General features: G+C 71.7%; 24 protein-coding genes. 14 read left to right on the forward strand and 10 right to left on the reverse strand.

The window, feature by feature from the left end; genetic code table 11:
* Positions 1–43 precede the first annotated feature (43 nt).
* Together ACSHV8_RS25750 and ACSHV8_RS25755 are read left to right on the forward strand one after the other, a co-directional pair.
* On the forward strand, positions 44–802 hold the full coding sequence (locus ACSHV8_RS25750; RefSeq protein WP_436536554.1) for an SDR family NAD(P)-dependent oxidoreductase: 759 nt from the start codon (positions 44–46) through the stop codon (positions 800–802).
* Positions 799–3,453: a hypothetical protein gene (locus ACSHV8_RS25755; protein ID WP_436536556.1), complete on the forward strand. Its 2,655-nt coding sequence runs from the start codon at positions 799–801 to the stop codon at positions 3,451–3,453. Before ACSHV8_RS25750 ends, ACSHV8_RS25755 begins: the two co-directional genes overlap by 4 nt.
* A gap of 7 nt (positions 3,454–3,460) precedes the next feature.
* On the opposite strand, the gene ACSHV8_RS25760 is transcribed toward ACSHV8_RS25755, so the two are convergent.
* Positions 3,461–4,252 (reverse strand): hypothetical protein, encoded by a 792-nt coding sequence (locus ACSHV8_RS25760; protein WP_436536558.1) that lies wholly within the window; start codon positions 4,250–4,252, stop codon positions 3,461–3,463.
* A 148-nt stretch (positions 4,253–4,400) separates the two neighbouring features.
* Between ACSHV8_RS25760 and ACSHV8_RS25765 the strand changes: the two genes are divergently transcribed.
* From ACSHV8_RS25765 to ACSHV8_RS25785, 5 genes are all read left to right on the forward strand, one after another.
* Entirely contained in the window at positions 4,401–6,014 is a 1,614-nt protein-coding gene (locus ACSHV8_RS25765) for a methyl-accepting chemotaxis protein (protein WP_436536560.1), read from the forward strand.
* A 67-nt stretch (positions 6,015–6,081) separates the two neighbouring features.
* Complete coding sequence (locus tag ACSHV8_RS25770) at positions 6,082–6,882, forward strand: NADPH-dependent oxidoreductase (protein WP_436536562.1); 801 nt, start codon at positions 6,082–6,084, stop codon at positions 6,880–6,882.
* Positions 6,883–6,920: 38 nt separating this feature from the next.
* Positions 6,921–7,370 carry a cupin domain-containing protein gene (locus tag ACSHV8_RS25775; RefSeq protein ID WP_436536564.1) on the forward strand — a complete coding sequence of 150 codons (450 nt, stop codon included), beginning with the start codon at positions 6,921–6,923 and terminating at the stop codon, positions 7,368–7,370.
* A complete protein-coding gene (locus ACSHV8_RS25780; RefSeq protein ID WP_436536566.1) occupies positions 7,371–8,009 on the forward strand; it encodes a DUF2461 domain-containing protein in 639 nt (212 codons plus the stop codon). It abuts the gene before it with no gap.
* Positions 8,010–8,070: 61 nt separating this feature from the next.
* Entirely contained in the window at positions 8,071–8,517 is a 447-nt protein-coding gene (locus ACSHV8_RS25785; protein WP_436536568.1) for a VOC family protein, read from the forward strand.
* Between the two features lie 72 nt (positions 8,518–8,589).
* On the opposite strand, the gene ACSHV8_RS25790 is transcribed toward ACSHV8_RS25785, so the two are convergent.
* Complete coding sequence (locus ACSHV8_RS25790) at positions 8,590–8,931, reverse strand: ArsR/SmtB family transcription factor (RefSeq protein WP_436536570.1); 342 nt, start codon at positions 8,929–8,931, stop codon at positions 8,590–8,592.
* Entirely contained in the window at positions 8,928–9,392 is a 465-nt protein-coding gene (locus ACSHV8_RS25795) for an SRPBCC family protein (RefSeq protein ID WP_436536572.1), read from the reverse strand. The genes ACSHV8_RS25790 and ACSHV8_RS25795 overlap by 4 nt, the downstream gene beginning before the upstream one ends.
* 98 nt (positions 9,393–9,490) lie before the next feature.
* On the opposite strand from ACSHV8_RS25795, the gene ACSHV8_RS25800 reads away from it, so the two are divergent.
* Positions 9,491–10,168: a hypothetical protein gene (locus tag ACSHV8_RS25800; protein ID WP_436536574.1), complete on the forward strand. Its 678-nt coding sequence runs from the start codon at positions 9,491–9,493 to the stop codon at positions 10,166–10,168.
* Between the two features lie 49 nt (positions 10,169–10,217).
* Here the strand turns inward: ACSHV8_RS25800 and ACSHV8_RS25805 are convergent, their stop codons facing one another.
* Both ACSHV8_RS25805 and ACSHV8_RS25810 read right to left on the reverse strand, forming a co-directional pair.
* Positions 10,218–10,607: a hypothetical protein gene (locus tag ACSHV8_RS25805; RefSeq protein WP_436536576.1), complete on the reverse strand. Its 390-nt coding sequence runs from the start codon at positions 10,605–10,607 to the stop codon at positions 10,218–10,220.
* 237 nt (positions 10,608–10,844) lie between these two features.
* Positions 10,845–11,816 (reverse strand): ArsR/SmtB family transcription factor, encoded by a 972-nt coding sequence (locus tag ACSHV8_RS25810; RefSeq protein WP_436536901.1) that lies wholly within the window; start codon positions 11,814–11,816, stop codon positions 10,845–10,847.
* Between the two features lie 91 nt (positions 11,817–11,907).
* Between ACSHV8_RS25810 and ACSHV8_RS25815 the strand changes: the two genes are divergently transcribed.
* Entirely contained in the window at positions 11,908–13,104 is a 1,197-nt protein-coding gene (locus tag ACSHV8_RS25815) for an MFS transporter (RefSeq protein WP_436536578.1), read from the forward strand.
* 40 nt (positions 13,105–13,144) lie between these two features.
* Here the strand turns inward: ACSHV8_RS25815 and ACSHV8_RS25820 are convergent, their stop codons facing one another.
* The gene (locus ACSHV8_RS25820; RefSeq protein ID WP_436536580.1) at positions 13,145–14,671 is read right to left on the reverse strand and encodes an HIRAN domain-containing protein; all 1,527 of its coding nucleotides are present in this window, start codon (positions 14,669–14,671) and stop codon (positions 13,145–13,147) included.
* Positions 14,672–14,880: 209 nt separating this feature from the next.
* Here ACSHV8_RS25820 and ACSHV8_RS25825 point away from each other — a divergent pair, with 209 nt between their 5' ends.
* Complete coding sequence (locus ACSHV8_RS25825) at positions 14,881–15,438, forward strand: PASTA domain-containing protein (RefSeq protein WP_436536582.1); 558 nt, start codon at positions 14,881–14,883, stop codon at positions 15,436–15,438.
* A gap of 4 nt (positions 15,439–15,442) precedes the next feature.
* Here the strand turns inward: ACSHV8_RS25825 and ACSHV8_RS25830 are convergent, their stop codons facing one another.
* The 3 genes from ACSHV8_RS25830 to ACSHV8_RS25840 are packed head-to-tail and all read right to left on the reverse strand — an operon-like array spanning position 15,443 to position 18,793.
* Positions 15,443–16,129: a DUF4253 domain-containing protein gene (locus ACSHV8_RS25830; protein ID WP_436536584.1), complete on the reverse strand. Its 687-nt coding sequence runs from the start codon at positions 16,127–16,129 to the stop codon at positions 15,443–15,445.
* A 10-nt stretch (positions 16,130–16,139) separates the two neighbouring features.
* Positions 16,140–17,783 (reverse strand): insulinase family protein, encoded by a 1,644-nt coding sequence (locus tag ACSHV8_RS25835; RefSeq protein WP_436536586.1) that lies wholly within the window; start codon positions 17,781–17,783, stop codon positions 16,140–16,142.
* The gene (locus ACSHV8_RS25840; protein WP_436536588.1) at positions 17,780–18,793 is read right to left on the reverse strand and encodes a hypothetical protein; all 1,014 of its coding nucleotides are present in this window, start codon (positions 18,791–18,793) and stop codon (positions 17,780–17,782) included. Before ACSHV8_RS25840 ends, ACSHV8_RS25835 begins: the two co-directional genes overlap by 4 nt.
* Before the next feature lie 65 nt (positions 18,794–18,858).
* Between ACSHV8_RS25840 and ACSHV8_RS25845 the strand changes: the two genes are divergently transcribed.
* Positions 18,859–19,701, forward strand: coding sequence for a phosphotransferase enzyme family protein (locus tag ACSHV8_RS25845; protein WP_436536590.1), 843 nt, complete (start codon positions 18,859–18,861; stop codon positions 19,699–19,701).
* A gap of 31 nt (positions 19,702–19,732) precedes the next feature.
* Here the strand turns inward: ACSHV8_RS25845 and ACSHV8_RS25850 are convergent, their stop codons facing one another.
* Positions 19,733–21,277: an alpha/beta hydrolase gene (locus tag ACSHV8_RS25850; RefSeq protein ID WP_436536592.1), complete on the reverse strand. Its 1,545-nt coding sequence runs from the start codon at positions 21,275–21,277 to the stop codon at positions 19,733–19,735.
* Between the two features lie 314 nt (positions 21,278–21,591).
* Between ACSHV8_RS25850 and ACSHV8_RS25855 the strand changes: the two genes are divergently transcribed.
* From ACSHV8_RS25855 to ACSHV8_RS25865, 3 genes are all read left to right on the forward strand, one after another.
* Positions 21,592–23,202 (forward strand): ABC transporter substrate-binding protein, encoded by a 1,611-nt coding sequence (locus tag ACSHV8_RS25855; RefSeq protein ID WP_436536903.1) that lies wholly within the window; start codon positions 21,592–21,594, stop codon positions 23,200–23,202.
* A 73-nt stretch (positions 23,203–23,275) separates the two neighbouring features.
* Entirely contained in the window at positions 23,276–24,283 is a 1,008-nt protein-coding gene (locus ACSHV8_RS25860; RefSeq protein ID WP_436536594.1) for an ABC transporter permease, read from the forward strand.
* Positions 24,280–25,239 carry an ABC transporter permease gene (locus ACSHV8_RS25865; RefSeq protein ID WP_436536596.1) on the forward strand — a complete coding sequence of 320 codons (960 nt, stop codon included), beginning with the start codon at positions 24,280–24,282 and terminating at the stop codon, positions 25,237–25,239. Before ACSHV8_RS25860 ends, ACSHV8_RS25865 begins: the two co-directional genes overlap by 4 nt.
* Positions 25,240–25,241: the final 2 nt, after the last annotated feature.

Below are 25,241 nucleotides of genomic sequence, written 5' to 3' on the forward strand. Positions count from 1 at the left end.
CTGACTCGACGGGCACCTGGCCGGTGCGTGACATCCTGTGGCCATGACTCGACGCGGCGTGATTCTGGTTACCGGGGCGGCCGGTGACATCGGACAGTCGGTCTGCCGGCAGGCCGCCGAACGCGGCCTGCTCGTGATGGGTCTCGACCTGCGGCCGTGCCCCGACGGGCTGCCGGTCACCGGCTGGCAGGTCGCCGACCTGAGCGACGGCGACGCACCGGACTCGCTCGGCGAGTGGGCGGCCGGGCCGGGCCCGCTGCGGTATGTCGTGCACGTGGTCGGCGGATCCGAGGTGGCCGAGTTGCGGGAACCGGACCTCGCCCGGATCCCGATGGACGTCATCCGGCGTACGGTCGGCCTCAACCTGTTCTCCGCGTACGCCGTGCTGCGCGCGACCATCCAGCAGGTCCGCCAGGCCGAAGGTGATCGCGGGTACACGGTCGTCTCCTCGGCCAACGCGCTCGGCGGCTACGGCGCTCCGGGTTACTCATCGGCCAAGGCCGGTCTGCACGGCCTGGTCGCGGCCATGACGGTTCCTCTGGGGCGGGACGGGATCCGGATCAACGCGGTGGCCCCGGGCACCACCCGGACCGCCAACTTCACCCGCATCGCCGACGAACTCGGCCGCGACCCGAACTACGACCGCATCGGCGAGCTCGGCCTGCCCCGCGGCCAGGTGCTGGAGGCTTCGGAGGTGGCCACCGCCATCCTGTCGCTCGCCCTCGACAATCCGGCCGTGTCCGGGACCGTGGTCAAGGCCGACGCGGGGCAGACGATCATGCGGCCGCAGACCCGGCCATGAACCGGCGCTGGAGGGCTCTGGCCGCCGGGCTCGCCTTCGCCCGGCGGCGGGTCGCCGCCCAGACCCGCGATCACTGGGTGCGCTGGGTCACCGCCGGTGTCCTGGGCGGACTGCTGGTCGCCGGTCTCGCCCTGGCGGTCGGCCTGGGCAGTTGGCGGACCACCGTCGCCGACGTGGCGGTGAACGTCGCCGCCTCGGCCATCGTGGCCCTCGCCGCGGTCGTGCTGTTCGTGATCGGCACCCGCCATCAGGCGCTGAAACGCCTCCTGCGCTACCAGCGGCAGACCCTGATGGCGCCCGGGCGTTCCCCCGAGAACCGGCCCAACCAGGCCCGGGCGGTGGTGGCGCAGCTACGCGACGGCCAGCGGCACGCCTCGGTCCTGGTCGAGGCCCCGGCCGGGTCGTCGCGCGCCTCGTTCATCCAGGACCTGGAGGTCGCTCTGGTCCGGGCCGGCATCGTCGCCGTGGTCGTCCCGGAACACCGCATCGATCAGGTCGGCGTCGTGCCGGCGGCGACCGAGCGGTTCCGGCAGACGATCGTCGGCGCCGGGGTCAACGAGGTGCCCCTGCTGACCGTCCTGGAAGCGCTGGCCCGCCGGCGACGGGTGGTCATGCTGATCGACGGCCTCGACGGGCTCCACCAGCCGATGGACCGGCGGTCGATCACCGAGCTGACCGCGTCCCGCATCGCCGACCTGATGGCGGCCGACCTGCCGTTCCTGGCCACGGTCGACCTCGGTTCGACCCCGGAGGAGTGGGAGGGGCTGCGGGTCGTCCTGGCCGCGGTCGACCAGTCGGCGACCGCCACCGTCTTCGCCGGCGGCCTGGCGGCCGATCCGAACCGGTCGGTGGCCGAACGGAAGCTGGCCATCGCCATGCAGCACAGCCTGCTGGAACTGCCGACCGTCCTCCCGCAGACCGAACCCGGGCTCGACACCCTGGAGAACGCGGCCGACCGCCTCGAACGCAACGGCGCCCTCTGGGTGCTCCTGGACACCATCGACCAGGCCGGCCGGCCCGGCCCGGCCACCGGCACCTCCTGGCTCCTGGAGCACCTGGCCCGCAAGCTCGTGCTGATGGAGTCGACCTACGTCCACCGCGCCGACCTGGTCGCGGACCTGCCCGAGTCGGCCCGCGACGAGATCCCCGACCTGATCGCCGAGCTGGAGGAATCCGGGGTCGTCACCCAGGAGCACCGCCCGGCCGGGCCGGTTCTGCGATTTGTCGACGCCGAGCTGCGGGAGGCGGTCGTCGGTCTCTGGTTCGCCCGACACGGCCGGCCCTACCGCCAGTCCAGCCGCCGCAGCCGCACCGCGCTCGCCGCCGAGATAGTGGCCCGGGTGCGGGCATCCCGCGACGCGGCCACGGTGTGGCCGGCCGCGCTCGACGACCTGGCCCGGCCGGGGGTGCTGACCGCCGCCGGGGACGCGTTCGGTGCCCTGTGCGCGGACGGGCTGACCGACGAGGCTCCCCCGATCGACTGGTGGCACGGACACTGGACGGCGTCGAACGACGTCGACCGCACCACGTTCGTGCGCCGGCTTCCCGCGGCCGCCTGCCGCCCCTGCGCCCCGTTTCTGTGGTCGCGGCTCACGCAGCCGGAGTTCGCCGTCAACGCCCGCCTGGTGCGCCGCAACATCTGCCGCTACCTGGGCAGCAACGGGCAGGACAGCTGGGCCGTGCTCGGCCCGCAGTGGACCGCGCTGGTCGGGCGGGCCGAGCACGGCCGGCTCGCCTGGTTCGAGCGTCACCTCGTCCAGCCGTGGCCGGGCTCGGCCGTCGGGTCCCTGTGCTGGATCCTGCCGCTGCTGGCGTTGACGACCGGAGAGTCGCGCGAGCCCCTCGACTGCCTCGAACGCCTCGCCGCGGCGACCGTGCCCGGGGGCGGCCCCGAACGGGACGCCCGCCCCGACGTCGGCCTGGAGATCTCACTGGCCGAGGGCTGCAAGGACGCCGCCCACGTCGCACAGCTGCGGGGCCTGGCCGCCCCCGAACAGTTGTGGGCGACCGTCGTCCTGCTGGCCGAGACCGCACGCTCGTGGGTGAGCCGGATGGTCGCCATGCAGGCGGCGTTCCTGCTCGCGGCCGCGGAACCGGATCGGGCCGAGCAGGTGTGGTCGCTGTGCTCGGCCGAACGCGACGCCCCGGGAACCCATCCGGTGGTGCGGCGCTACCTCGACATCCTGATGGGCGCCTCGACCATCCCGACCGTGGACCTGCCGTACGTGGTGAACCGCTACGTCTGGCCCGACGACACCGAGGCGCTGGAGGCCGCCGGCGGTGAGCTCGGTGACGAGGCGGCGCTGATCCTCGCCACGACGACGATCATCCTGAACCTGGGTGAGGCCCGCCGCCGCGTCTACGACGACCAGCTCGCGGCCCAGTACCCGCGGGTGCGCAGCCTGGTCGATCCGACGATGCCAGCCTGCCTGAGCGGGCCGATGACGGCGATGTCGTCGGCGAGCGTGCCGTGCGCCTGTCCGTTGAGCCTGTGCGGGCCGGACCTCGGCACCGTCTCCGATTTCCGCCCGATGTCGCGCGTCTTCGCCTACCGATGTCTCTCGGCGATGTCGCGGGTCTCGACCGGCCTGCGGTGGCTCCTGCCGTGGCGCACGGCGCTCATGCTGCACCTGCGCCGAGCCATCAGCTGACCTCCGGTCAACCGGCCAGGGCCACGGCCGGGCGCAGCTCGAAGGCCGTCCGCAGCGTCGGCGCCAGGGGCCTCGGGGTCAGGGCGCGCACCACCCGGACGACGTCCTCGGCCCCGCCCTCGGCCACCAGTTCCACCCCGTCCAGCAGGTGCTCGTCCACCCACGCGCGCAACCGGTTGGCGAAGCCGGGCACCACCTCGCCCTTGGCCACCTTGATCCGGCCGAGCAGCGCCACCTCGCCGCGTTCGCGGCCGGCCAGGCGTAACGACTGGGTCAGCACGGCGTCGGCGCCGGCGGCCTGGCCGAGGTCGACGACCACCACGTCGGCGACCGGGGCGAGCGCGCCGACCCCGAGCAGTCCGAGGTCGGCGACCAGGACCGGGCCGTCCGGGCGGTCGTCGCCCGGGAACGACTCCCACAGGCGGGTCAGCACGCGGGCGTACTCGGTCCAGCGCAGCACCGGGTCGGCCGCGATCTGGTCGCCCTGGCTGGGCCGCAGCACCACGCCGGAGCGGCCGCCGGTGGCCGTGTCCAGCGACAACAGGCGGCGGGCGGCCGTGTAGGGCGGGTTGCCGGTGGTCGGCAGCACGGGCAAATAGCCGACGCCGGGATGCCGGCCGGCCAGGTAGGCGGCGACGACGGCCGGGTCGAGGGCGGTGCCGGCGGGCGCGCGGTCGGCCAGCCGGATCGCGGCGACCCCGGCCTCCTCGGCGGCGGCGGCGACGATGCCGGCCTCGGCCAGCGAGAGCAGCCCGGGCCCGCCGACGGCGAGGGCGAGCTGGACGGGGACACTGCGCATCGGGACAACCACCTTCGGCCAACGGATCACCACGCGACCATTGAACCATAATTCCTATGGGTGCGATAGGATTAGGCAGCAACCGGCGGCGACCCGGGTCACACCCCAAAAACATCAAACGCCCATGACGTACGCCGATGAGACGGCCATGCGAATCAGTGACGTCAGTGTCGGCAAGCGCCTGGGTGCCTCCTTCCTCGTGCTCACCGGCCTGATCGCCACCTCGGCCGGAGTCGGCTGGTGGGGCATGCGCCAGCAGGTCACGGCCGAGAAGCAGCTGGCCGGCCTGGAGCAGATCCGCGACGACGTCCAGGCCGTCAAGTACAACGCCGCCGACGTGACCGGCTGGCAGGGCCTGGTCGTGGCCGACGCCGGCGCCTTCGGATACGCGTACGCCACCGGGCCGGACGGCTACAACCGCAAGGGCGAGCTGAAGTCCAAGGACACCATCTACGCCGGACTCGCGGCCACCCGCACCGACGGCATGACCGCGGCCGAACGGGCCGAGTTCGCCAAGCTGAAGCCGGCCTGGGACGACTTCTTCACCTGGGACACGACGGTCATGAAGTGGCTGTCGACGGACACCCGCGCGGGCCGCGCCGAGGCGATGACCAGCATCAACGGCGGGGACGCCGGGGCCTCGTACGGGAAGATCCTGGACATCACGGCAGCGCTCGACACCTCGATCAACACGCGGATCGAGGCCCTGCGGGCCGAGGTCGAGCGGGTCCGCACCCAGGCGCTACGGATGCTGGCGCTCGCCCTGGCCCTGGCCACCGCCCTCGCGGTCGTGATGGGCGTCTGGGTCACCCGCTCGGTGACCGGCCCGCTGGCCAGGGTGGTGGCCGCACTCAAGCGCCTGGCCGACCACGACCTGACCGTGCGCGTCGGCCTGAACCGCGGCGACGAACTGGGCGCCCTCGGCGACGCGGTAGACCGCACCGCCGAGTCGCTGCGCCATACGATGGCCGCGATCGCCGGGCACGCCGAGACCGTGTCGGCCGCCTCCGGCGAACTGTCCGAGGTGTCCACCCGGATCGCCGCGGCCAGCGCCGAGGTCGACGCCCAGGCCACCGCGGTCGCCGACTCGGCCGGTCACGTCTCCGGCAACGTACGCACCCTGCAGGCCGGCAGCACCGAGATGAGCCTGGCCATCGACGAGATCGCCCGCAACGCCGGCGAGGCCGCGCAGGTCGCAGGCGAAGCCGTGGGCGCGGTCGAGCAGACCAACCAGACCGTCGGCAAACTGGGCGAGTCGTCGGCCGAGATCGGCAAGGTCCTCGCCATGATCACGTCCATCGCCGAGCAGACCAACCTGCTCGCCCTGAACGCGACCATCGAGGCCGCCCGCGCCGGCGAACTGGGCAAGGGCTTCGCCGTGGTCGCCGGCGAGGTCAAGGAACTCTCGCAGGAGACGGCCAAGGCCACCGGGGAGATCGGCCGCCTGGTCCAGGCGATCCAGAACGACTCGTCGAACGCGGCCGACGCGATCGGCCGGATCGGCGGGGTGGTCGCGCGCATCAGCGACTTCCAGACGCTCATCGCGGCGGCCGTCGAGGAGCAGACGGCCACGACCAGCGAGATGGGCCGCAACGTGGCCGAGGTGGCCGAGAGCAGCACCACCATCGCCGGTAGCATCGCCGGGGTGGCCGGCGCGGTCGGCACCACCACGGCGGTGGCCGGGCAGGCTCAGCAGAACGCTGCCAACCTGGCCCGCACCAGCGGTGAGCTGCGCGAACTGGTCGCCGGTTTCACGCTGTGAGCACTCCCTTATATCCTAGTCACTCTATCGGTAATATGCGTGAAGCCCGGCTTCCCGAGGAGAGCGCATGACCGACCTGCACGCCGCCCGCTACGGCGACCCGGATGCCCGCGGCATCCTCACCGACGTGATCCAGCTCCAGCTGGCCCGCCGCTCGGTACGCCGGTTCACCGACCGCGACGTCACCGAGGACGAACTGACCGCCCTGGTCGCGGCCGCCCAGTCCGCCCCCACCTCGTCCAACCTGCAGGTGTGGAGCGTCATCGCGGTCCGCGACCCGGACCGCCGGGCCCGGCTGGCCGCTCTCGCCGGCAACCAGGCCTTCGTCGCCCAGGCGCCGCTCTTCCTGGTCTGGATCGCCGACCTGGACCGGGCCCACCGCCTGGCCGGCCGCGCCGGAACCGAGGTCGCGGCCACCGAATACCTGGAAAGCTCGGTCATCACCTTCGTGGACGCCGCGCTCGCCGCCCAGAACGCGGTGGTCGCCGCCGCCTCCCTGGGCCTGGGCACGGTCTTCGTCGGCGCCGTCCGCAACCACCCGGAAGAGATCGCGGCCGAACTGCGCCTGCCCCCGCACAGCGTCGCCGTGTTCGGCCTGGCCGTCGGCGAACCCGACCCGACCGAGGCGGCCGGCGTCAAACCGCGACTGCCCCAGGCCGCGGTGCTGCACCACGAGACCTACGACGCCGAGGCGGCGGACGCGCACATCCCGGCCTACGACCAACGCCTGGCGGCCTACAACCAGAGGTACGGCCTCAGCGGCGGCTGGAGCGACCGGGTGATCGCCCGGCTGCGCGGCCCGGAGTCACTCTCCGGCCGCCACCGCCTGCGCGAGATCCTCGACCGCCTCGGCCTCCCCTCCCGCTGAGCCCGGCCTCGGCCCACCCGCTGACATAGGGTCGGGACATGCCTGACGAGGACCCCTTCCACCGCCGGCTGCACCACGTCGCGGCCGGCGGCCTGACCGCGGACACCGCCCAGACCAGCGGCATGCGCCGGGTCGCAGCGATCAGCGGCGCCACGGTCGGCAGCCGCAACCTGTGGATGGGCCAGACCCACGTCGCCCCGGCCACCGCCTCCGGCAACCACCACCACGGCGAGTCGGAGACCGCGATCTACGTGGTCAGCGGCAACCCGTCCTTCGTCTTCCAGGACGACGAGCACGGCGAGATCCGCATCGACACCAAGCCGGGCGACTACATCTACGTGCCGCCATGGGTCCCGCACCGCGAGGAGAACCCGGACCCGGCGAACGAGGCGGTCGTGGTCATCTCCCGCACCACCCAGGAAGCCATCGTGGTCAACGTCGACGACCTCGGCTTCAGCGATCCCGGGCCGATCGCGCAGAATCAGTAGGTGACTTTCCGTGGCTGGCCGGTCGAGGCGCTGGAGTTCTACGAGGGACTGAGCGCCGACAACTCGAAGACGTACTGGACGAAGCATCTGGCTTTCTACGAGGAGCAGGTGCGGGGGCCGATGCTGGAGCTGCTCGCCGCGCTGGAGCCGGAGTTCGGGGCCGGGAAGATCTTCCGGCCCTATCGGGACGTGCGGTTCAGCAAGGACAAAACGCCGTACAAGACCCACCTCGGGGCGTGGCTGGAGGGTGGCGGGTACATCCAGTTGTCGGCGGACGGGCTTGCGGCCGGGTCCGGCTACTACCACCTGGATCCCGGTCAGCTGGATCGGTATCGGCAGGCGGTCGCCAACGACGTCAGCGGGACGGTGCTGGGCGGGGTCATCGCCGGGATCGAGAAGAGCGGGATCGGTGTGGTCGGGCGGGACACGCTGAAGACCGCGCCCCGGGGCTATCCGAAGGATCATCCGCGGATCGAACTGCTGCGCCACAAGGGGCTGATCGCCTGGATGGAGTGGCCGCCGGCGGCCTGGCTGGGGACTGCCTCGGCCAAGACCCGGGTGGTGGACTTCTTGCGTAAGAGTCTGCCGTTGCGGCACTGGCTCGACGATCAGGTCGGGCCGCCCCTGGCGGCGCAATAGCGGCCACACCGTTCGGGTTTGCGGACAGCGGGTGGCCGCAATCTCCGGCAGGGTGGACGGTATGACTCTTGAGATCGCACGCGAGGTGCAGTTCACCTTCGACGCCAACGATCCGGGCGCGCTGGCCACCTTCTGGGCGGAGGCGCTCGGCTATCAGATCCAGCCGCCGCCGGCCGGGTTCGAGTCGTGGGAGCAGGCGCTCACCGCCTGGGGTGTGCCGCCGGAGCGTTTCAACAGCGCTTCGGCCGTGGTCGACCCGAAGGGGGCCGGGCCGCGGCTGTTCTTCCAGCAGGTGCCCGAGGCCAAGGCCGGCAAGAACCGGGTGCACCTGGACGTGCGGGCCGCGCCCGGGCTGACCGGCGACGAGCGGATGGCCGCCCTGGAGGCCGAGGCGGCGCGGCTGGTGGGGCACGGCGCGACCCGGCTCGAACGCCACGAGCCGGTGCCGCCCAACGCCGGGCACATCATCATGGCCGACCCCGAGGGCAACGAGTTCTGCCTCGACTGACGAGACCCAAGACCATAAAGACCAGGCTTGCGGGGTACGGGGGCAGGCAGCGGCCCTGCCCCCGTACGCGAATCAGGTGTTGCTGGTTTTCTGGATCGCCTCGGCGATGCGCTTGATGCGCTGCAGTCGCGCGTCCCAGGCCGCCCCGACCGCGGAGAGTTGCGAGACCGCGCGGGAGAGTTGGGCCTCGTCGACGTGGTAGCGGCGTTCGCGCCCGGCCGGGGTGCCGCGGACCAGGCCGACCCGATCGAGAACGGTCAGGTGCTTGGCCACCGCCTGGCGGGTGACGGTCATCTGCTGACTGAGTGTGGTCGCGGTGCCGCCGCCCTCGGTGAGCAGCAGATCCAGCATCCGCCGCCGGGTCGGGTCGCCGATCGCCGACCAGAGATCATCATCGACAGCGGTGCTGGTCACGGCCGGACCTGGAGTGTGGCGACGTAGGGCGCGAGCCGCGGGATGAAGTGCTCCCAACCGGACACGTGATCGTTGTAGCGTTCCTCCAGCACGGCCTGCGACCAGCCCTGCTCCCGGAAGCCGGTCTCGGTCATCCGCAGCAGCGTCCCGGCGCCCGACGGGGCCAGCGCGAACGTCACGAGCAGTGAGTTCCCGCTGGTCGCGGCCTGTCCGGCCGGGTGCGTCCAGCGGAACGAGAACGTCGTGGGCGGCTGCGCCTCGACGACGGTGAATTGCTCGACGTTGCCGCCCTCGTGAGAATCCTTGCCGAACGTGATCGTGCCGCTGGCGCCGGGCGTGGCCTCGTAGTCGGCGTCGTCGGGCCACCAGCCCTTGAGATGTTCCGCGCTGCTGACCACCTCGAACACGACCTCGGGGGTGGCGTCGACGTAGATCTCGCGCTCGATGGTTCCGAGTTCCATGACTTCCTCCTGCAACCTTTGGTTGCACATGACGGTAGCCCGTCCCGGCGCCGACCGCAACCATCGGTTGCACATGCGCCCGGGGCTACGCTCGCCCGGTGTCGATGCATGAGATCGAGGACCTGGTGTTCGAGTCGGTCGTGCTGCTGGACCGGCATCACCCGGCCGGCGACGACCGGCTGCGGGACTGGTTCGTCGCGCTCTACGACTTCCAGTTCACCTTCGACTGCTCGATCACGCAGGGCCGGGTGCGCGACATCCTGCTGCGACGCGGGCACACCTACCGGTTCCCGATCTCGGAGCATCCCGACTACGCGCGGCGGCGCGCGTTCTTCGACGGGCTGAACGACTTCACCGACCTTCACCAGGACGACGAGCCGCCGGAACGGGAGCTGGAGACCGGGTACGTGGATCCGCCCTGGCTCTACTGCGAGGCCGGCAGCAAACTGTGGCAGCGCATGGCCGGGCCCGACGCGGTGCCGCCCCGGCGCGTGCGGCTGATCGAGGTCGCCCTGCACATCGCCGCCGCCGCCGAACAGGCCGGTGACGTCGAACTGATCGCCCACTGGTACGGGCTGGGCCACGAGATCCTGGTCGGCGGTGCCCCGTTCGACGTGGACGACCTGCTGGACTCCCCCGGTGTCGCCGAGCTGCGGGAGATCGTGCGGCGCACCGGCGCGCTCGAGATCGAGCTGCCCGACGGCTATCGCCCGACCGACGAGCAGATCGAGATCATGGACAGCGACCTCGACCGGTGGTGGTACTCGATCCCCTGACCGGGACGGCGGGTGGCCGCCCGCTCCGGGCGGCCACCCGCGTCACGCGTCAGCTCAGCAGGGTGACGCTGTAGTTCAGGGTGGTGCCGCTCGCCGTGTAGGTCGCGGTCTGCCCGTTGTTGCAGAACGACACGAACACATTGCCGGCGACGGTGTTGCCGGCCTGGGCGTGCACCAGCGGTCGCACGTCGGAACCCTCGGCGATCGGCGTCGAGTTCAGGTCGACCACCCGGTACTGGTTGATCGGGTAGTCGTCGGTGGGGGCGGACAGCTCACCCGTGCGAGTGGTGAGCTGGTAGTTGATCACGAACCCGCCGTTGTTGATGACCGAGACCTTCTGCACGCACGGGGTGGCGGCCTGGGCCGGCGAGGTGGCGAACAGGGTCAGTCCGGCCACTCCGGCGAGGGTCACGGCGGCGCTCAGGGTTCGGGATGTCATCAATCGTCCTCCTTTGTGGGGGATGGTTACCGTCGCGGAGTCAATGACCTCATAGGACCGCAATAAACAGATGATCATAGATTTTCCGCTCATCTCACATCTGCCGATCGCGCCGCCGGCACGAACCCGCAGGCCAGGGCAGCGCGGGGCAGGGCAGGGGGCGCAGGGCGGGGCAGGGCAGCGCGAGTGCGGGTGGCGCCGAGGCCGGAGCGCAGGGCGGTGCCGCGCAAGGTCTGTCTAACTCGATGCTCGGGTCAGGTCGTCGCCGAGAGGGGTTCGGGAGTAGAGGACGGAGCGGCCGGAGCGGGCCCGCGTGACCAGGCCCGCGCGGTGCAGCACGGCCAGGTGGTCACCGACCGCGCCCGTGGCCAGGGTGAGGACAGCGGCCAGGTGGGTGGTGCTGGCCGGCTCGGACAGGGCGGTCAGCAGCTGGGCGCGGCTGCGGCCGAGCAGGGCGGCCAGCGCGTGCGGTACCGCGTCCGGGGCCGGCTCGAACAGGGTGCCGACCCCGCGCGCCGGATAGATGACCGCTTTCGGCCAGGGGTCGTCGCCGAACACCGCGGTTCCGGGCCAGATCAGCACCGACGGGACGAGCAGCAGGCCCGCACCGCCCAGGGTGCCGGCCGGGCCGCCGTGACCGGCCAGGTCGATGCCGCCGTCACGCCAGCGGACCTTCGGGCCGAGGCCGGCCAGGGCGGCCGCCCAACCGGCCCGGCCCAGCTCGGCCGCGCGGTGCACGACGTCGCGTTCGCACACCGCCCGCATCTGCGGCCACTCCCCCGCCAGCAGCACCGACCAGGCCCGGTCCAGGAAGTCGGCGAGGCGGTCGAGGACGTCGTCGCCGTACAGCAGCGATCTGATCGACGCCGGGACGCGCCGGCGGGCCAGGTAGTAGTCGATCTCCTCGCGGGCGGCGGCGAGCGGCCACGACCGCAGGGCGGCCAGGTCCTGCTCGATGGTCTGGGACATGCCGCGCGGTGGCGGGGCGAAGAAGTTCGCCCCCTGCCGGGTGGTCTTGAGGACTCGGATCGCGGCCAGGCACGGATCGTTCCGCAGCTGATCGAAACCGGACCGGAAGCGGGCCAGCCACGACGCCGGCAGGGCCGGGGCAGGAGCGTCCAGCACGCGCAGCAGATTCTGCAGCTCGAAGATCGGCGACACCGCGAACCGGGTGCGCAGCAGGTCCTCCGCGCCGACCTCGAACCGCATCACCCGCCCGAGGTTACGCGCTCCCGGCTCGACGTTACGTCCTGCGGCGAATCAATCGCGGCGGGCGGGACGCCTCGGACATCGTGGGCGAGTGACTGTTGCCGATCGAGGGGCGACCTACCGCGAGGTCTTCGCCCAGCCCAAGTTCCGCGTGCTGTTCTTCGCGCGCACCGCCGCGATCGCGGCCGAATCGCTGCGGATCTTCGCGCTGTCGGTGCTGGTCTTCGAACGGACCGGGTCGGCGCTGCTGAGCGCACTGGCGTTCGCGGCCGGGTTCCTGCCCCAGCTCGCCGGGGGTCTGCTGCTGGGCGCGCTGACCGACCGGATCCGGCCGCGACCGCTGATCATCGCCGGGTACCTGTCCGGCGGGGTCGCCGCACTGCTCGTCGCCGCCGTCGACATGCCGGTGGCGCTGCAGCTGACGATCATCGCGGTGGTCGCCTGCGGTACGCCGATCTTCATGGGCGCGGCCGGTCGGCTGGTCGCCGAGGTGCTCACCGGCGACGCGTACGTCCTGGGCCGCTCCGTCCTCAACATCGCATCCTCCGGCGCCCAGCTGATCGGCCTGGCCGTCGGCGGCGTGACCGTCGCCGCGCTCGGCGCCCGGCAGGCGTTGCTCGTCGCGGCGGCCGGTCACGTACTGGCGGCGGTGATCGTACGTCTGGGCCTGCCTGATCTTGATGGTGTGCCCGGGGAGAAGGGCTCGGCGGTGCGCGCGAGCCTGACCGGCGCCGGTGAACTGCTCGGCGACCCGATCATCCGTCGTCTGCTGCTCGTCCACTGGCTGCCGGCGGCGTGCGTCGCGGGCGCCGAGGCGCTGCTCGTCGCCTACGCCACCGCGCGCGGCTACCCGCCCGGCTCGGCCGGGGCCCTGATGGCCGCGCTGCCGGTCGGCATGCTGCTCGGCGACCTGGTCGTCGGGCGCTGGGTCCGCCCGGCCACCCGCGAACGGCTGTCCCGCCCGCTGATCCTGCTCGCCGGCGGCCCGTTGATCCTGCTGGCGACCGGGATCCCGGTCGGGGTCGCGCTGGCCGTCCTTCTCCTTTCCGGTACGGGCGCGGCCTATCAACTCGGTCTGCAACGCCCCCTGCTGGACGCGACGCCGGAGCCCCGGCGCGGCCAGATGTTCGCCCTGCTGTCGACGGGCCTGATGACCCTGCAGGGCGTGTCCCCGGTCGTGCTGGGCGCGTTCGCCCAGGTCAGCTCGACGGGCACGGCCATCGCGGTGGCCGGTGCCGCCACCATGCTCTGCCTGTTCGTCGTCCCCCGACTCGGCCCGCCCTCCTGACGACCTGTCTCCCCGCCATCCGGCCCATGTCACCGGTCTATCACCGGGGTACGACAACAACCGCCACCTCGTCGTGGCTGACCCACGACTCCCACCGGCTCAACACCCGTCGCGCGGCCTCCTCGACGACCGCCACCGACGGGTCCTCCCCGGCGAAGGCGCGCACGTCGTCCATCCCGTCGAAGAACGTGATCGCCGTGAAGGCCACCTCGTCACCGTCGTCACGCCGCAGCAAACGGGCCCCACGGAACCCGGGGATGCGAGCGAGACTTTCCGCAACCTCGGACTCGTAGTGCCGCTGGTACTCGTCAGCGGTGGCGGCCGGCGCCCAACCCCGCCAGGTGCGCGCGATCATTCCCGGGGCGCGCGCACCGGCGTCCGGCCGTGGCTCCTCGATCCAGAGCTGCCAGCCGGCCGGGGGCGGACCCCACCCCGGATCCGGCGCCCAGCCGGGTTGCGGCGACCATCCGGGCGGAGGCGCGGGCCAGGTCGGCGGCGGATTGAACCGCAGCCCGACCGGACCAGGCGGGCTCGACGGATCGGCCGGGCCCGACGGACCGGGCGGACTCGGCGGGCCGGGCGGAATGATCGGCACGGTCTTCAGCCCCACCGGCGCGTGAAACACCGCCGTCTCAGCCGCGGACGGCCCGGCCGACGCCGGTTGACCAACAGGCGCCGGAGCCAGCACAACCGGCGGGGTCGGAGCCGGTGCGGGCTGAACGACCGGCGGCGTGACCACGGGCGGGGGCTGCACGGCCGGCGCGGCTGCGGAGCGCGGGAGTGCGGGCGCCGCTTCGGGCGGGTCGCTCAGCCAGCTTTCCGGGAGTTCGTGCGCGCGGGCCGCGTACACAATCACCTCGGTCTTGATTCTGTTGCCTTTGACGATGGCGCGGGCGCAGGCCACGAGACCGCGCTCGGCCAGGTGCCGCACGGCGGCCAGCACCTCGCCGCTCATGCGCGGGCTGAGCTGACCGATCCGGATGCCGTCGATGCGCACCTCGACCACGGTCCGGGCGCTGCGGGCGAGCTGTTCGGTGATCTCGTGCAGGGTCACATGGACCCAGCATTCGCCTTCGGGGCGCAGCCACGGGGCGAGCGCGTCGAGGTGCCGGTCCTCGCCGGTGACCTGGATCGCGCCGCCGGCCGGCAGGAGCCGATGGGTTTCCGGTGGTGGCTGGTTGGCCGGGATGATCATGTGGGGTTCGGCCAGGTCGAGGCGCACCGAGCCGCTGAACTCGCCGCGGTTCCACTCCGAGCCCCAGACCCGCGCGCCGACCTGTGGTGTCCAGCCGCGGGCGACGAGTCCGGCCAGCACCGGCGCGTACCGGATCGCGGCTTCCCGGGGCAGGTAGCCGACCTGCGCGGATCCCACGTGGACGGCGACCGCGTTCCGGTCGTGCCGGTTCGACGGTTCGGGCAGCAGTCGCGCGCTGACCGTGATCTCGCTGCCGTCGGCCGGTAGCCGTGGGCCGAACAGGGCCCGGATCGCGGCCCGGTAGTGCGACTCGCCGACGACTTCCGCGGACGCCCATCCGCGCTGGCCCCAGAGATCGAACGATGTGGACATGCCAGTCACCGTACGATCACTGATTGATCATCTATACCGACCGATCGGGCCGAGCCCGGTGAGCCGCTGTCCATTTTGTTACCGGGGTCGCCGACCGTTCATCGGCGACAATCCGAACGAACGACTGACCCGACGTTCATGATCAATTAGCGTTTCAGCAGCTGGTTTCATGATCAACTAAGTGTGCGCACGTCACCCAGGAGCAGATCTTGTCCTACCCACCGCCGCCTCAGCCGGGTCCGTACGCCTACGGCCCGCCGCCCCGCAAGCGCAACAAACTCCCCTTCGTCCTCGCCGGCATCGGCGTCGCGCTGGTGCTGTGCCTCGGCGGTGCGATGCTCATCGGCACCTCCGGCGACAAGGCCAAGGACGACTTCGCCGACGGCTACGCCCAGGGGCTGGCCGCGGCCCAGGCCTCCGCCTCGGCGCCGGCAGCTACCGAACCGGCCACCACGGCGCCGACCACGGTCGTCGCTCCGGCCACCACGGAGGCCACCACCAAGGCCACGGTCGCCCCGGCCCGGACCACCGTGGCCGCCACCACCGTGAAAGTGCCCAGCGGCGTCGGCCTGGACTATCAATCCGCCCAGGACCTGTGGCGCGGCGCCGGCCTGATCGTCGCGCCCGCGAAGGACGCCACCGGCGCCCACCGCCTCCCGGTGATCGACGCCAACTGGGTCGTGCTGGCCCAGGACCTCAAGGCCGGATCCCGGGTCCCCGAGGGCACGCTGATCACCGCCACGGTGAAGAAGTACACCGACGACTGACCGGTCAGGGGCGGTTGTAGAGACGCCAGTGGTCGATCTGCATGAGGACGCTGGCGTAGTTGCGCAGCCGGGCGCCCGCGGTCAGCCCGGCCAGCACCTCGTGCTCGATCGCCAGTTGCTCGGCCGATGCCCGGTCGGCCGGTCGCCGCGCCACCCGGAAACCGGTGGCCAGGTCGATGACGGTCGGCTCGGCGCCGAACCGGTCGTGCCAGCGCCGGGCGGCGGCGACCATCAGTTCGACGTACGGACTCTCGGCGAGCATGCAGGCCGGCAGGTAGGCCAGGGCGGCCCACGGCTCCGGGCGCGGCAGGATCGCCAGCAGATCCGGTTCGCCGAAGGACAGGATGTCGTACGCGTCCAGGTAGTACTCGCCGTTCTCCTCGCCCAGCATCTCCTCGACGTTCCCGTAGCGCCGGAAGTCCTGGTCGATGCGGGCGTCCACGTCGACCTCGGCCGCCCGGGCCAGCACGACGGCCGGGTCCTCGCGGACCCGCATGTCCGGGTCGTGCGGGTCGGCGTCGGAGCGCACCAGCACCGGATAGTGCCGCCCGCGCAGCCCGTCCCGGGCTCTCGCCCACGCCGGCAAGGGAGCGCCGGGTTCGAGGCGGACCAGGATGAGCTGCTCACCGTAGTGGTCGTAGCTCGTGGCCGGCCGGCCTTCGAGTCCCGCCGCGCGCAGTAGGTCGTCCATCCGCGGAATCCTAGAGACCGCGGCGGCGGTGCAGGCGGACCAGTCCGTGGATGGCCCAGATCCCGCGAGCGGCCGGAAAAGCCAGGATGAACAGCAGCGCCGCCAGGTTGTCGATCGGGTGGGAGCCGGAGAGGGTCTGCAGTTCGGCCGGGTCGACGGTGCCGGTGGACAGGGCGAGGATGACGGCGACGCAGAGGATCAGGTTGAGCAGATAGCCGCGCCGGGTGTGGCCGGACGGCGACCGGACGGGCCGGGCCGGTGCGGCCGGTCGGGCCGGCTGTCCGATGGTGGGCAGTTGCAGCACGGGCCGGGGGATGCTCTGCGGGTCGCGCGGGGCCATCTCGGCGCGCAGGCCGGCCGGCAGGTGCTGGTCGAGGACCGGGACAGCGGCGGCCAGGCCGTGGAACAGGGCCGGTTCGAGGTGGACCTGGGCACCGTCGGCGCCGATCAGGCGGCGGGCGCCGTCGGGCCAGGCCAGGGCGGCGACGCAGGCGTCGAAACGTACCGTCGCGGTGATGGTGCCCTCGACGACGGAGGCGCCCTCGCCGCTGAGCACGACGCGGCTGTGGACCGGGTCGGCCAGGGACGGGTACGCCTGGCCGGTGACCGGCTCGGCGGCGACGATCGGGGCGGCGGTGTAGCCGGCGTGCTCCGCGGTCGTGTCCCCGGGCGTCTGCAGCAGCCCGGCGGTGAACGCCGCCCGGGCCACGCGGGTCACGTCGGCCCGGGTCACCACCGCCTGCTCGTCGAGGTCGAGCAGTACATCGATCGCCCGCCCCAGCGGCCGGTCGTCGGGCTGCCCGACCGCCGCGGCGAGGTCGGCGTCGTCGAACCCGCCGTCGCGCATCCGGTCGAGCACGGCGATCACGGCGGCCAGGACGGTGTCGCGCCGGTCGAACGGGGCGTCGGCGATCACGGTGATCAGGGTGGTGCCGTCGGCCCGCGGCGTGTGTTCGACGCCGGTGTGACCGGTCCGACGCTGCAGTTCGCGAGTCAGCAGGTGGGTGAGGACGACGGCGGCGGGCTCGTACGGCACCACGGTGTCCCACACGACGACGCCGGTCGGGCCGTGGAAGTACGCGGGCGTGACCGGCAGCGCCGACGACACCGCCGGCCGGGCCGGGCGTCGCCCGTCCGGCAGGTCGAGTTCGAGGTCGTCCGGCAGGTACGGACCGGTGATCCAGAGGGCGGCGTTCGGCCGTACGAAATAATGGTCTTTCCAGGTTTTCAGGTCCTCGGCCGTGAGGCCGGTCAGGCCGAACTCGGGGTAGGCGGTGAGGCCGTAGCCGCGGGCACCGTGCCGCCGGATCGCCATCAGCTCGCTCGCGCCGGCGTGACGCGCCGCGGCCTCGGCACTCAGGGCCCGCTTGGCCTCGGGCAGCCGGTCGGTCGGCAGATCGCGCAGCGCGGCGCCGATGCCGGCCAGCCACGTCCGGACGTCGTCGGCCGAGCCCTCGGCCAGGAACATCGTGACATCCGCGGCGACGACACCGTGGGCGCCCGGATCGGCCAGGTGCCCGATCAGGTGGGTGATGCCGCGGCGGGCGAGCGGCTCGTCGGCCGCGCCGACCCGGAAGACCAGGCCGGCGCGCAGCGGACCGGTCGTCTCGGTGAACCGGCCGGGTACCCCGCCGATCTCGAATCGCGTGCTCATGCGCGTCCTCCCATCGGGTCGGTGACGAAACGGATCAGTGGGGAGGCAGCGACCAGCAGCGCATCGGTGGCGGCGGTGACCCCGCCGGACAGGCCGTAGGCGCGCAGGCGGGCCAGCCGGAACGCGGTCGCGGCGTCGGCCGATCGGTAGACCCAGGGCAATTCCGATGCGTACGGGCCGAGCAGGGCGAACATCCGTCGCGCGGCGGCCCGGTCGCCGGCCAGGCCGAACGCCATCGCGAAGGAGTTGACCACCGCGACCCAGCCGACCGTGCGCTGGAACGCCGGGTGCCGCACGGACCGGTCGGCAGCGGCGTCGAGGTCGGCGCGGACCTGAGCGCTGCGCAGCTCCCCGGCGCGCTGGTCGACCAGTTTCTCCAGGTGGAGGTCGGCGATCAGCACCGCGTTGTGGGCGCCGGCGGGCGCGGCGTCGGCGGCGGCGCGGGCGAACCTCTCCGCCTCGGGCCAGGAACCGCCCCACTTCGGGCAGAGCTGCTGCAGCAACTGGGACTGGGCGGGCAGGTGATGCGGGTCGAAGGCGGCCAGGCACTCGTAGCGATACCGGGCATGCTCAAGACCCATCTCCAGACCGCGGGCGGTGGTCAGGCTCACCGTCCACAGCGCGGTGTCATGGGCCGAGCGGGTCAGCGCGGCGTGCAGCACACGTTCGGCCTCGGCCAGGTACTCGTGGAACCCGGCGAAGCGTCGCGCCGACACGTTCCGGGCCCGGCCGTCGCCGCGGACCAGCCAGCCCTGGTGGATCAGCTGGAACGCCCGGGTCGCGGCCGCGGTGGAATCGTCCGGATCGGCCTCCACGGCCCGCGCCGCGAGATCACCGAACCGGTGATGCTCGGCCAGCATCCGCAGCAGGCGCGTACGGGCCTGCGGTTCGGCGGCGTCGGCGAGCCGGCGCAGACCGGGCCAGTCACCGGCCGCCGCGGCCTCGACCAGGGCGCGGACCTGCGGATAGGGGGCGGACGGGGAGAGCCGCACGGCGAAACGATCGAGCACGGCCGCAGAGCATAGGCCAGTGATCGACTTCCTGGGTGCCCGGTGCCACGCAATGATGGGCCCCTATGACGACCGATCCGGAGGTCCTGGCCCGGTGGCGGCTGACGCTCGGGCCGCAGCTGGGTGCGCGCTCGACGCACACCTGGGCGGCGACCCGGGACGGCCGCGACCTGATCCTCCAGCGTCGCAACCCGGTCGACTGCCCGGACTGGCCGTACACGCTGCGGGTCGCCGCGGCGCTGCGGGAGCAGGGCTGGCCGACGCCCGAGCTCGCCGAGGAACCGCTGGTCACCACCGACGGTGTGTGGCTGCTCAGCCATCGGCGGCCCGGCCGGCCGCCGACCGGCAACGGCCCGGACGAGCAGCGCCTGCGCGGCCGGCTGCTCGCCGAGCTGCACCAGTCGCTGGCCGGAATCGGGATCCGCGAGCAGCGGGGCGGGTACGGGTTTCCCGGCGAGATGGTGCGGGATCCGGCGTTGGAGCGCACCCTGGCCGCGTACGCGGACATCCATCCGGCTGACGGCGCCGAGCTGCTCGCCGGGCACGCCGCGGCCGTCGCGTTCTTCGCCGCCAACCCGGAACCGGACGTGCCGGCCGGGGTGATCCACGGCGATTTCACGCCGTGGAACCTGCTCTTCGAGGACGGGCGGCTGACCGGGGTGCTCGACTTCGAGATCACTCACGTCAGCTATCTGGTGGCTGATTTCGCGCTGTCCTGGCGCGGCTACCAGAGCGGCGTGATCAGCGGCTACGAGGAGGTGCGGCCGCTGTCCGAGGTGGAGCGCGCCCTGATCGTGCCGACCTTCCAGGCGTGGTGTTTCCTGGGGCTGGCCGGTGAGGACGCGGCCACCCTCGACCTGTCCTGGAACCTCGCCCACCTGCGGCGCGGCCGGCCCGCTCGACCGTGACGGTGAGCGGACCGGCGGCGTGGCGCCCGGCTCAGGCGGCGGGGAACGGAGGCAGGTCCTGGGCGCAGCGGGTGCCCTTGGGCGGCAGCTGGCCGGCCAGCAGGTAGCGCGTGTACCAGTCCTGCACGCACGCGCTGTAACTACTGGTGTGCCCGAATCCGTCCAGGGTCAGCAGCCGGGCGTTGCCCAGTTCCCGGCTCATCCGCACCCCGAAGTCGTAACGGGTGGCCGGGTCGTACGTGCCGTTGACGACCAGCACGGTGTTGGCGGTCCGCTTGTTCCACGGCCCGGCCCAGCGTTCCGTGACGACCGGCCAGTTGGCGCAGCCGACCTCGCCGAACGCCTCGGCCCGGCCGAAGGTGGGGCTGGCCTTCTCGAAGACGTTCGCGAACCCGGGATACAGCTTCGGGTTGCGCGGCAGCGGCGCGTCGGCGCAGTTGACCGCGTAGAACGCGTCGTTGGAGGTGTACCCGTAGGCGTCGGGCAGCCCACCCCGGGCCGACGGCGCCGGCGGCAGCGCCGGGGCCTTCGCCGTGCGCAGTGCCGACGGCCCGCCGAACAGCTCGCTGTAGAGGATCTGCAGGACCTGCGCGGTCTCCGGGAAGCTGGCGACGTCGTACATGCTTCCGGACACGAACCCGACCAGGTCGTCGATGGTCACCACCCCGTACGTCGGTGAGGTGACCGGCCCCTGCCGGAAACGTTCCCGCAGCCGGTCGAACTTGGCCTTCGAGCCACCGGCGAGCGCGCAGTTGGCCGCCCCGGCCTTGTCGCACTCGCGGAAGAAGCCGGCCAGGGCGATCTCGAAGCCGCCGGCGCGTTCGAACTTGTTGGCCAGCCGGTGGTTGGCGCGCTGGTCCGGGTCGACGTTGCCGTCGATGATGACCGCCCGCACCTTGCCCGGGAACAGGTTGACGTAGGTGGCGCCGATCATCGTCCCGTACGAGTAGCCGATGTAGGTCAGCGCCTTGTCGCCGACCGCCTGGCGCAGCCGGTCCAGGTCCTTGGCCACGTTCAGCGTGCTCATGTGGGTCAGCAGCGGGCCGGCGTTGCGCTTGCAACCCTCGGTGTACTCGTGATTGGCGGCCAGGGTCTCGGCGATCTCGGCCTTGGTGATGGGCACCGTGCGCATCCGTGACAGCAGCGCCTCGGCCTGTTCGTCGGTGGCGAAGCACTGCAGCGGGTCGCTGGCGCCGATGCCGCGCGGGTCGAAGCCGACGACGTCGAAGCGGGCCAGCACCTCGGGGCGCACGATCCCGGCGGCCGCGGTGACCAGGCCACGGCCGGCGCCACCGGGCCCGCCCGGGTTGACGAAGATGGTGCCGAGCTTGTGCGCCTGGTCGTCGGCGGGCCGGCGGGCCAGGGCGATCGTGGTGGTCGGGCCGGCGGGCTTGTCGTAGTCGAGCGGCACCCGGTAGGTGGCGCAGTCGAATCCGGCCAGGGTGGACTCGGTGCAGGCCGACCAGGCGACCGCGGGCACACGAGCGGCCTGGGCGGCGGCGGGGACGGCGGCCGAGGCGGCCACCAGTGCGAGGATCGCGCCGATGCGGGCGGCGATCGATTGACGTACGGCCATGTTCTCGCCTCTCGTTGGGAAGCAGGACCGCTGCCCACCCTGCCACGCATAGACAACTCTCGTTGTCCCCTCTCGACCGGCCACCGCCGTACGCGCAAAGGTCGTTGATCTTTCTTGTTTCAAAAAATGGGAATGACACGATCCGGTACCAACCCATGATGTTGATCATCGTGGATGTATAGGGTCGCACCAGCGGTGACCAGCCGTCATCGCGCTGCTCTGTACTCATAGGACGGTGAGAACACGTGTTGCGTGCCCCAGGAAGGCAGGCGTACAGGCTCCGGGCGGTCATCGCCGCCGGTGCCACCGTGGCGATGATGATCGGCGCGGCCGGCTGCGCGAAGAGCGACCGCGACAGCGGTGGCGACAAGAGCGCCACCGGCGGCACCTTCATCTTCGCGGGCGCCGGTGACCCGAAGAACTTCGACCCGATCTTCAACGACGACGGCGAGTCGTTCCGGCCGATCCGGCAGATCTACGACACGCTCGTCACGCACAAGCCCGGCACCGCCGATCTGACCGGCGGTCTGGCCGAGAGCTGGTCCAACGACCCGACCGGCAAGATCTGGACGTTCAAGCTGCGACAGGGTGTCAAGTTCCACGACGGTACCCCGCTGGACGCGGCGGCGGTCTGCGCGAACTTCGACCGTTGGTACAACATGAAGGGCGACGCCGCCCAGTCCCAGATGATCTACTACGCCGACGTGTTCGGCGGGTTCGCGGGCAGCCCGGACGCCGTCTACGACAACTGCAAGGCGCAGGACGCCGCGACCCCGGTCGTGACGATGAAGAAGTACAAGGGCGCGTTCCCGGGCGCGTTCGCGCTGACCGCGTTCTCCATCGCCAGCCCGACCGCGATGAAGCAGTACGGCGCCGACACGGTCACCCAGAGCGGCGACTCGTTCGCCTACAGCGCGTTCGCCAACGAGCACCCGACCGGCACCGGCGCGTTCACGTTCGGCGGCTGGAACAAGGCGACCGGCGAGATCACCCTGACCCGCAACCCCGACTACTGGGGCGACAAGGCCAAGGTCGACAAGGTGATCATCAAGGTCATCAAGGACGAGAACACCCGCAAGCAGGAGCTGCGCGCCGGAACCGTCCAGGCGATCGACTTCCCGGCCCCGGCCGACCGCAAGGCGCTGGCCGACGAGGGGTACAACGTTCTTCCGCGGCCCGCCTTCAACATCCTCTACCTGGGCATCAACCAGAAGAACAACCCCAAGCTAAAAGATCTGCGCGTACGGCAGGCGATCGCCTACGCCCTCAACCGCGCGCAACTGGTGCAGACCAAGGCTCCGGGCGGCTCCAAGGTCGCCGACGAGTTCCTGCCCGACACCGTTCTCGGCTACGCCACCGACGTGCAGAAGTACGAGTACAACATCGACAAGGCCAAGCAGCTGCTGGCCGACGCCGGCGCGACCGGGTTGACGCTGAACTTCTACTACCCGACCGAGGTGACCCGGCCGTACATGCCGAACCCGCAGGAGATCTTCACCGTGCTGGCCAACGATCTGCAGGCGGCCGGGATCAAGGTCAACGGGGTGCCGCGGCCGTGGAACGGCGGTTTCAAGGACGACGTGCAGCAGTTCGGCAAGCAGGACCTGCACATCCTCGGCTGGACCGGTGACTACAACGATCCGGGCAACTTCGTCGGCACGTTCTTCGGCCGGCCCAAGGTCGAGTTCGGCGACCAGGCGATGACCGAGATGTTCGACGCCATCGGCAAGGCCGACGCGACCGTCGACCAGAACGCCAAGAAGGCCGCGTTCGAGCAGGTCAACCGGGACCTGGCGACCAAGTGGCTGCCGGCCGTGCCGATCTGGCACGCCCCGCCGGCCCTGGTCACCACGAAGAACGTCCAGGGGCTGGTGCCGAGCCCGCTGACCGCCGAGACGTTCAACACCGTCTCGATCACCAAGTAGGCACTCACCGCCGCCGCGGTCCGGACTCCCGGGCCGCGGCGTCGGCGATCCCGCGAAGGAGCCGTCTTTCTCCATGGTGCGAGTCGTTCTACGCCGCCTGACCCAGTTGGGCGTCACCCTGATCGCCCTGATGACCCTGATCTTCTTCTGGCTGCGCAGCCTGCCCGGCGGGCCGGTCGACGCCCTGCTGGGCGAGCGCGCCACCCCGCAGACCCGCGAGACCCTGACCCGGGCGCTCGGCTACGACCAGCCGATCTGGGTGCAGTACGGCCGTTTCCTGCAGAACGTGGTGACCGGCGACTTCGGCAACTCGATCCGCACCGGCGAGCCGGTCACCGCCGTGATCAGCCGGGCTTTCCCGGCCACGGTCGAGCTGGCCGTCGCCGCGATCATCATCGCCGTCGGGCTGGGCATCCCGCTGGGCTACCTGGCCGCCCGCCACCGCGGCCGGCTGCTCGACAACGCGACGATCATCGTCACGCTGATCGGCATCTCCATCCCGATCTTCTTCCTCGGCTACTTGCTCAAGGACTGGCTGACCCAGGGCACCCACCTGTTCCCGCCGTCCGGGCGGATCAGCACCGGCACCGACAACACCGACGTGACCGGCTTCTTCGTGCTCGACGGGCTGCTGACCCGCGAGTGGGACGCCACCGCCGACGCGCTCTGGCACCTGATCCTGCCCGCGGTCACCCTGGCCACCATCCCGCTGGCCATCATCGTGCGGATCACCCGGGCCAGCGTGCTCGACGTGCTGGACGAGGACTACATCCGGACCGCCGACGCCAAGGGCCTGCGGGACGCCACCATCCGTAAACGGCACGTGCTGCGCAACGCGCTGCTGCCGGTGGTCACCACGATCGGCCTGCAGACCGGGGCGCTGCTGGCCGGGGCGGTGCTGACCGAGAAGGTCTACAACTGGGGCGGGCTGGGCACGCTGATCACCGACTCGATCAGCGGCGGCCGTGACTATCCGGTGCTGCAGGCGCTGATCCTGCTCGCCGCGGTCGTCTTCATCGTGGTCAACCTGCTGGTCGACCTCTCGTACGCGGTCATCGACCCGAGGGTGCGTGTCCGATGAGCCGACCACAGGGCCTGGCCACGCTGGCCGACCACAAGCGCCGCCGCATCGAGGAACTGACCACCCGCACCTCGGCCGCCGGCGGGGTCAGCCTGCTGCGCGACGCCGGCCGGCGGCTGCTGCGCAACCCGGCCGCGATCGTCGGCGCCGCCATCATCCTGCTCTTCCTGATCATCGCCATCTTCGCGCCGCTGGTCGCCCCGCACGACCCCGTGCAGCGCTTCCCGGAGCTGACCGACCGGCTGACCGTCGACTCGATCCCGGGCGCCACCGCCGGGCACCCGCTCGGCAGCGACCCGCTGGGCCGCGACTTCGCGTCCCGGATGATCTACGGTGCCCGGCAGACGCTGTTCGTCGGCGTCCTGGCCACCCTCATCGGCCTGCTGTTCGGGGTGCTGCTCGGTGCGATCGCCGGGGCCGCCGGCGGCTGGATCGACGTGCTGATCATGCGGGTCACCGACGTCATGCTGGCCCTGCCCAGCCTGCTGCTGGCCATCACCCTGGTCGCGCTGGCCAGCCAGTCCACCCAGTGGACGGTGATCATCGCGGTGGCGGTGGTGAACGTGCCCATCTTCGCCCGGCTGCTGCGCGGCTCGATGCTGGCCCAGCGCGAGAGCGATCACGTGCTGGCCGCCCGTGCGCTCGGCGTCAAGCAGCGGCACATCGTGACCCGGCACATGCTGCCGAACTCGCTGACCGCGGTCATCGTGCAGGCCACCCTGACGTTCGCGGTGGCGATCCTGGACGCGGCCGCGCTGTCGTTCCTGGGCCTGGGCGACCCGGACATCAACCGGGCCGAGTGGGGCCTGATGCTCGGCGTGGACGGGGTCCGCTACCTCGAGGTGCGCCCCGAACTGGCCTATTTCCCGGCCTTCGCGATCATCCTCGTCGCCCTCGGCTTCACGCTGCTGGGCGAGAGCATGCGCGAGGCGCTCGACCCGAAGAACCGGCGGTGATC

This window comes from Actinoplanes sp. HUAS TT8 (assembly GCF_051380535.1).
Lineage (GTDB): Bacteria > Actinomycetota > Actinomycetes > Mycobacteriales > Micromonosporaceae > Actinoplanes.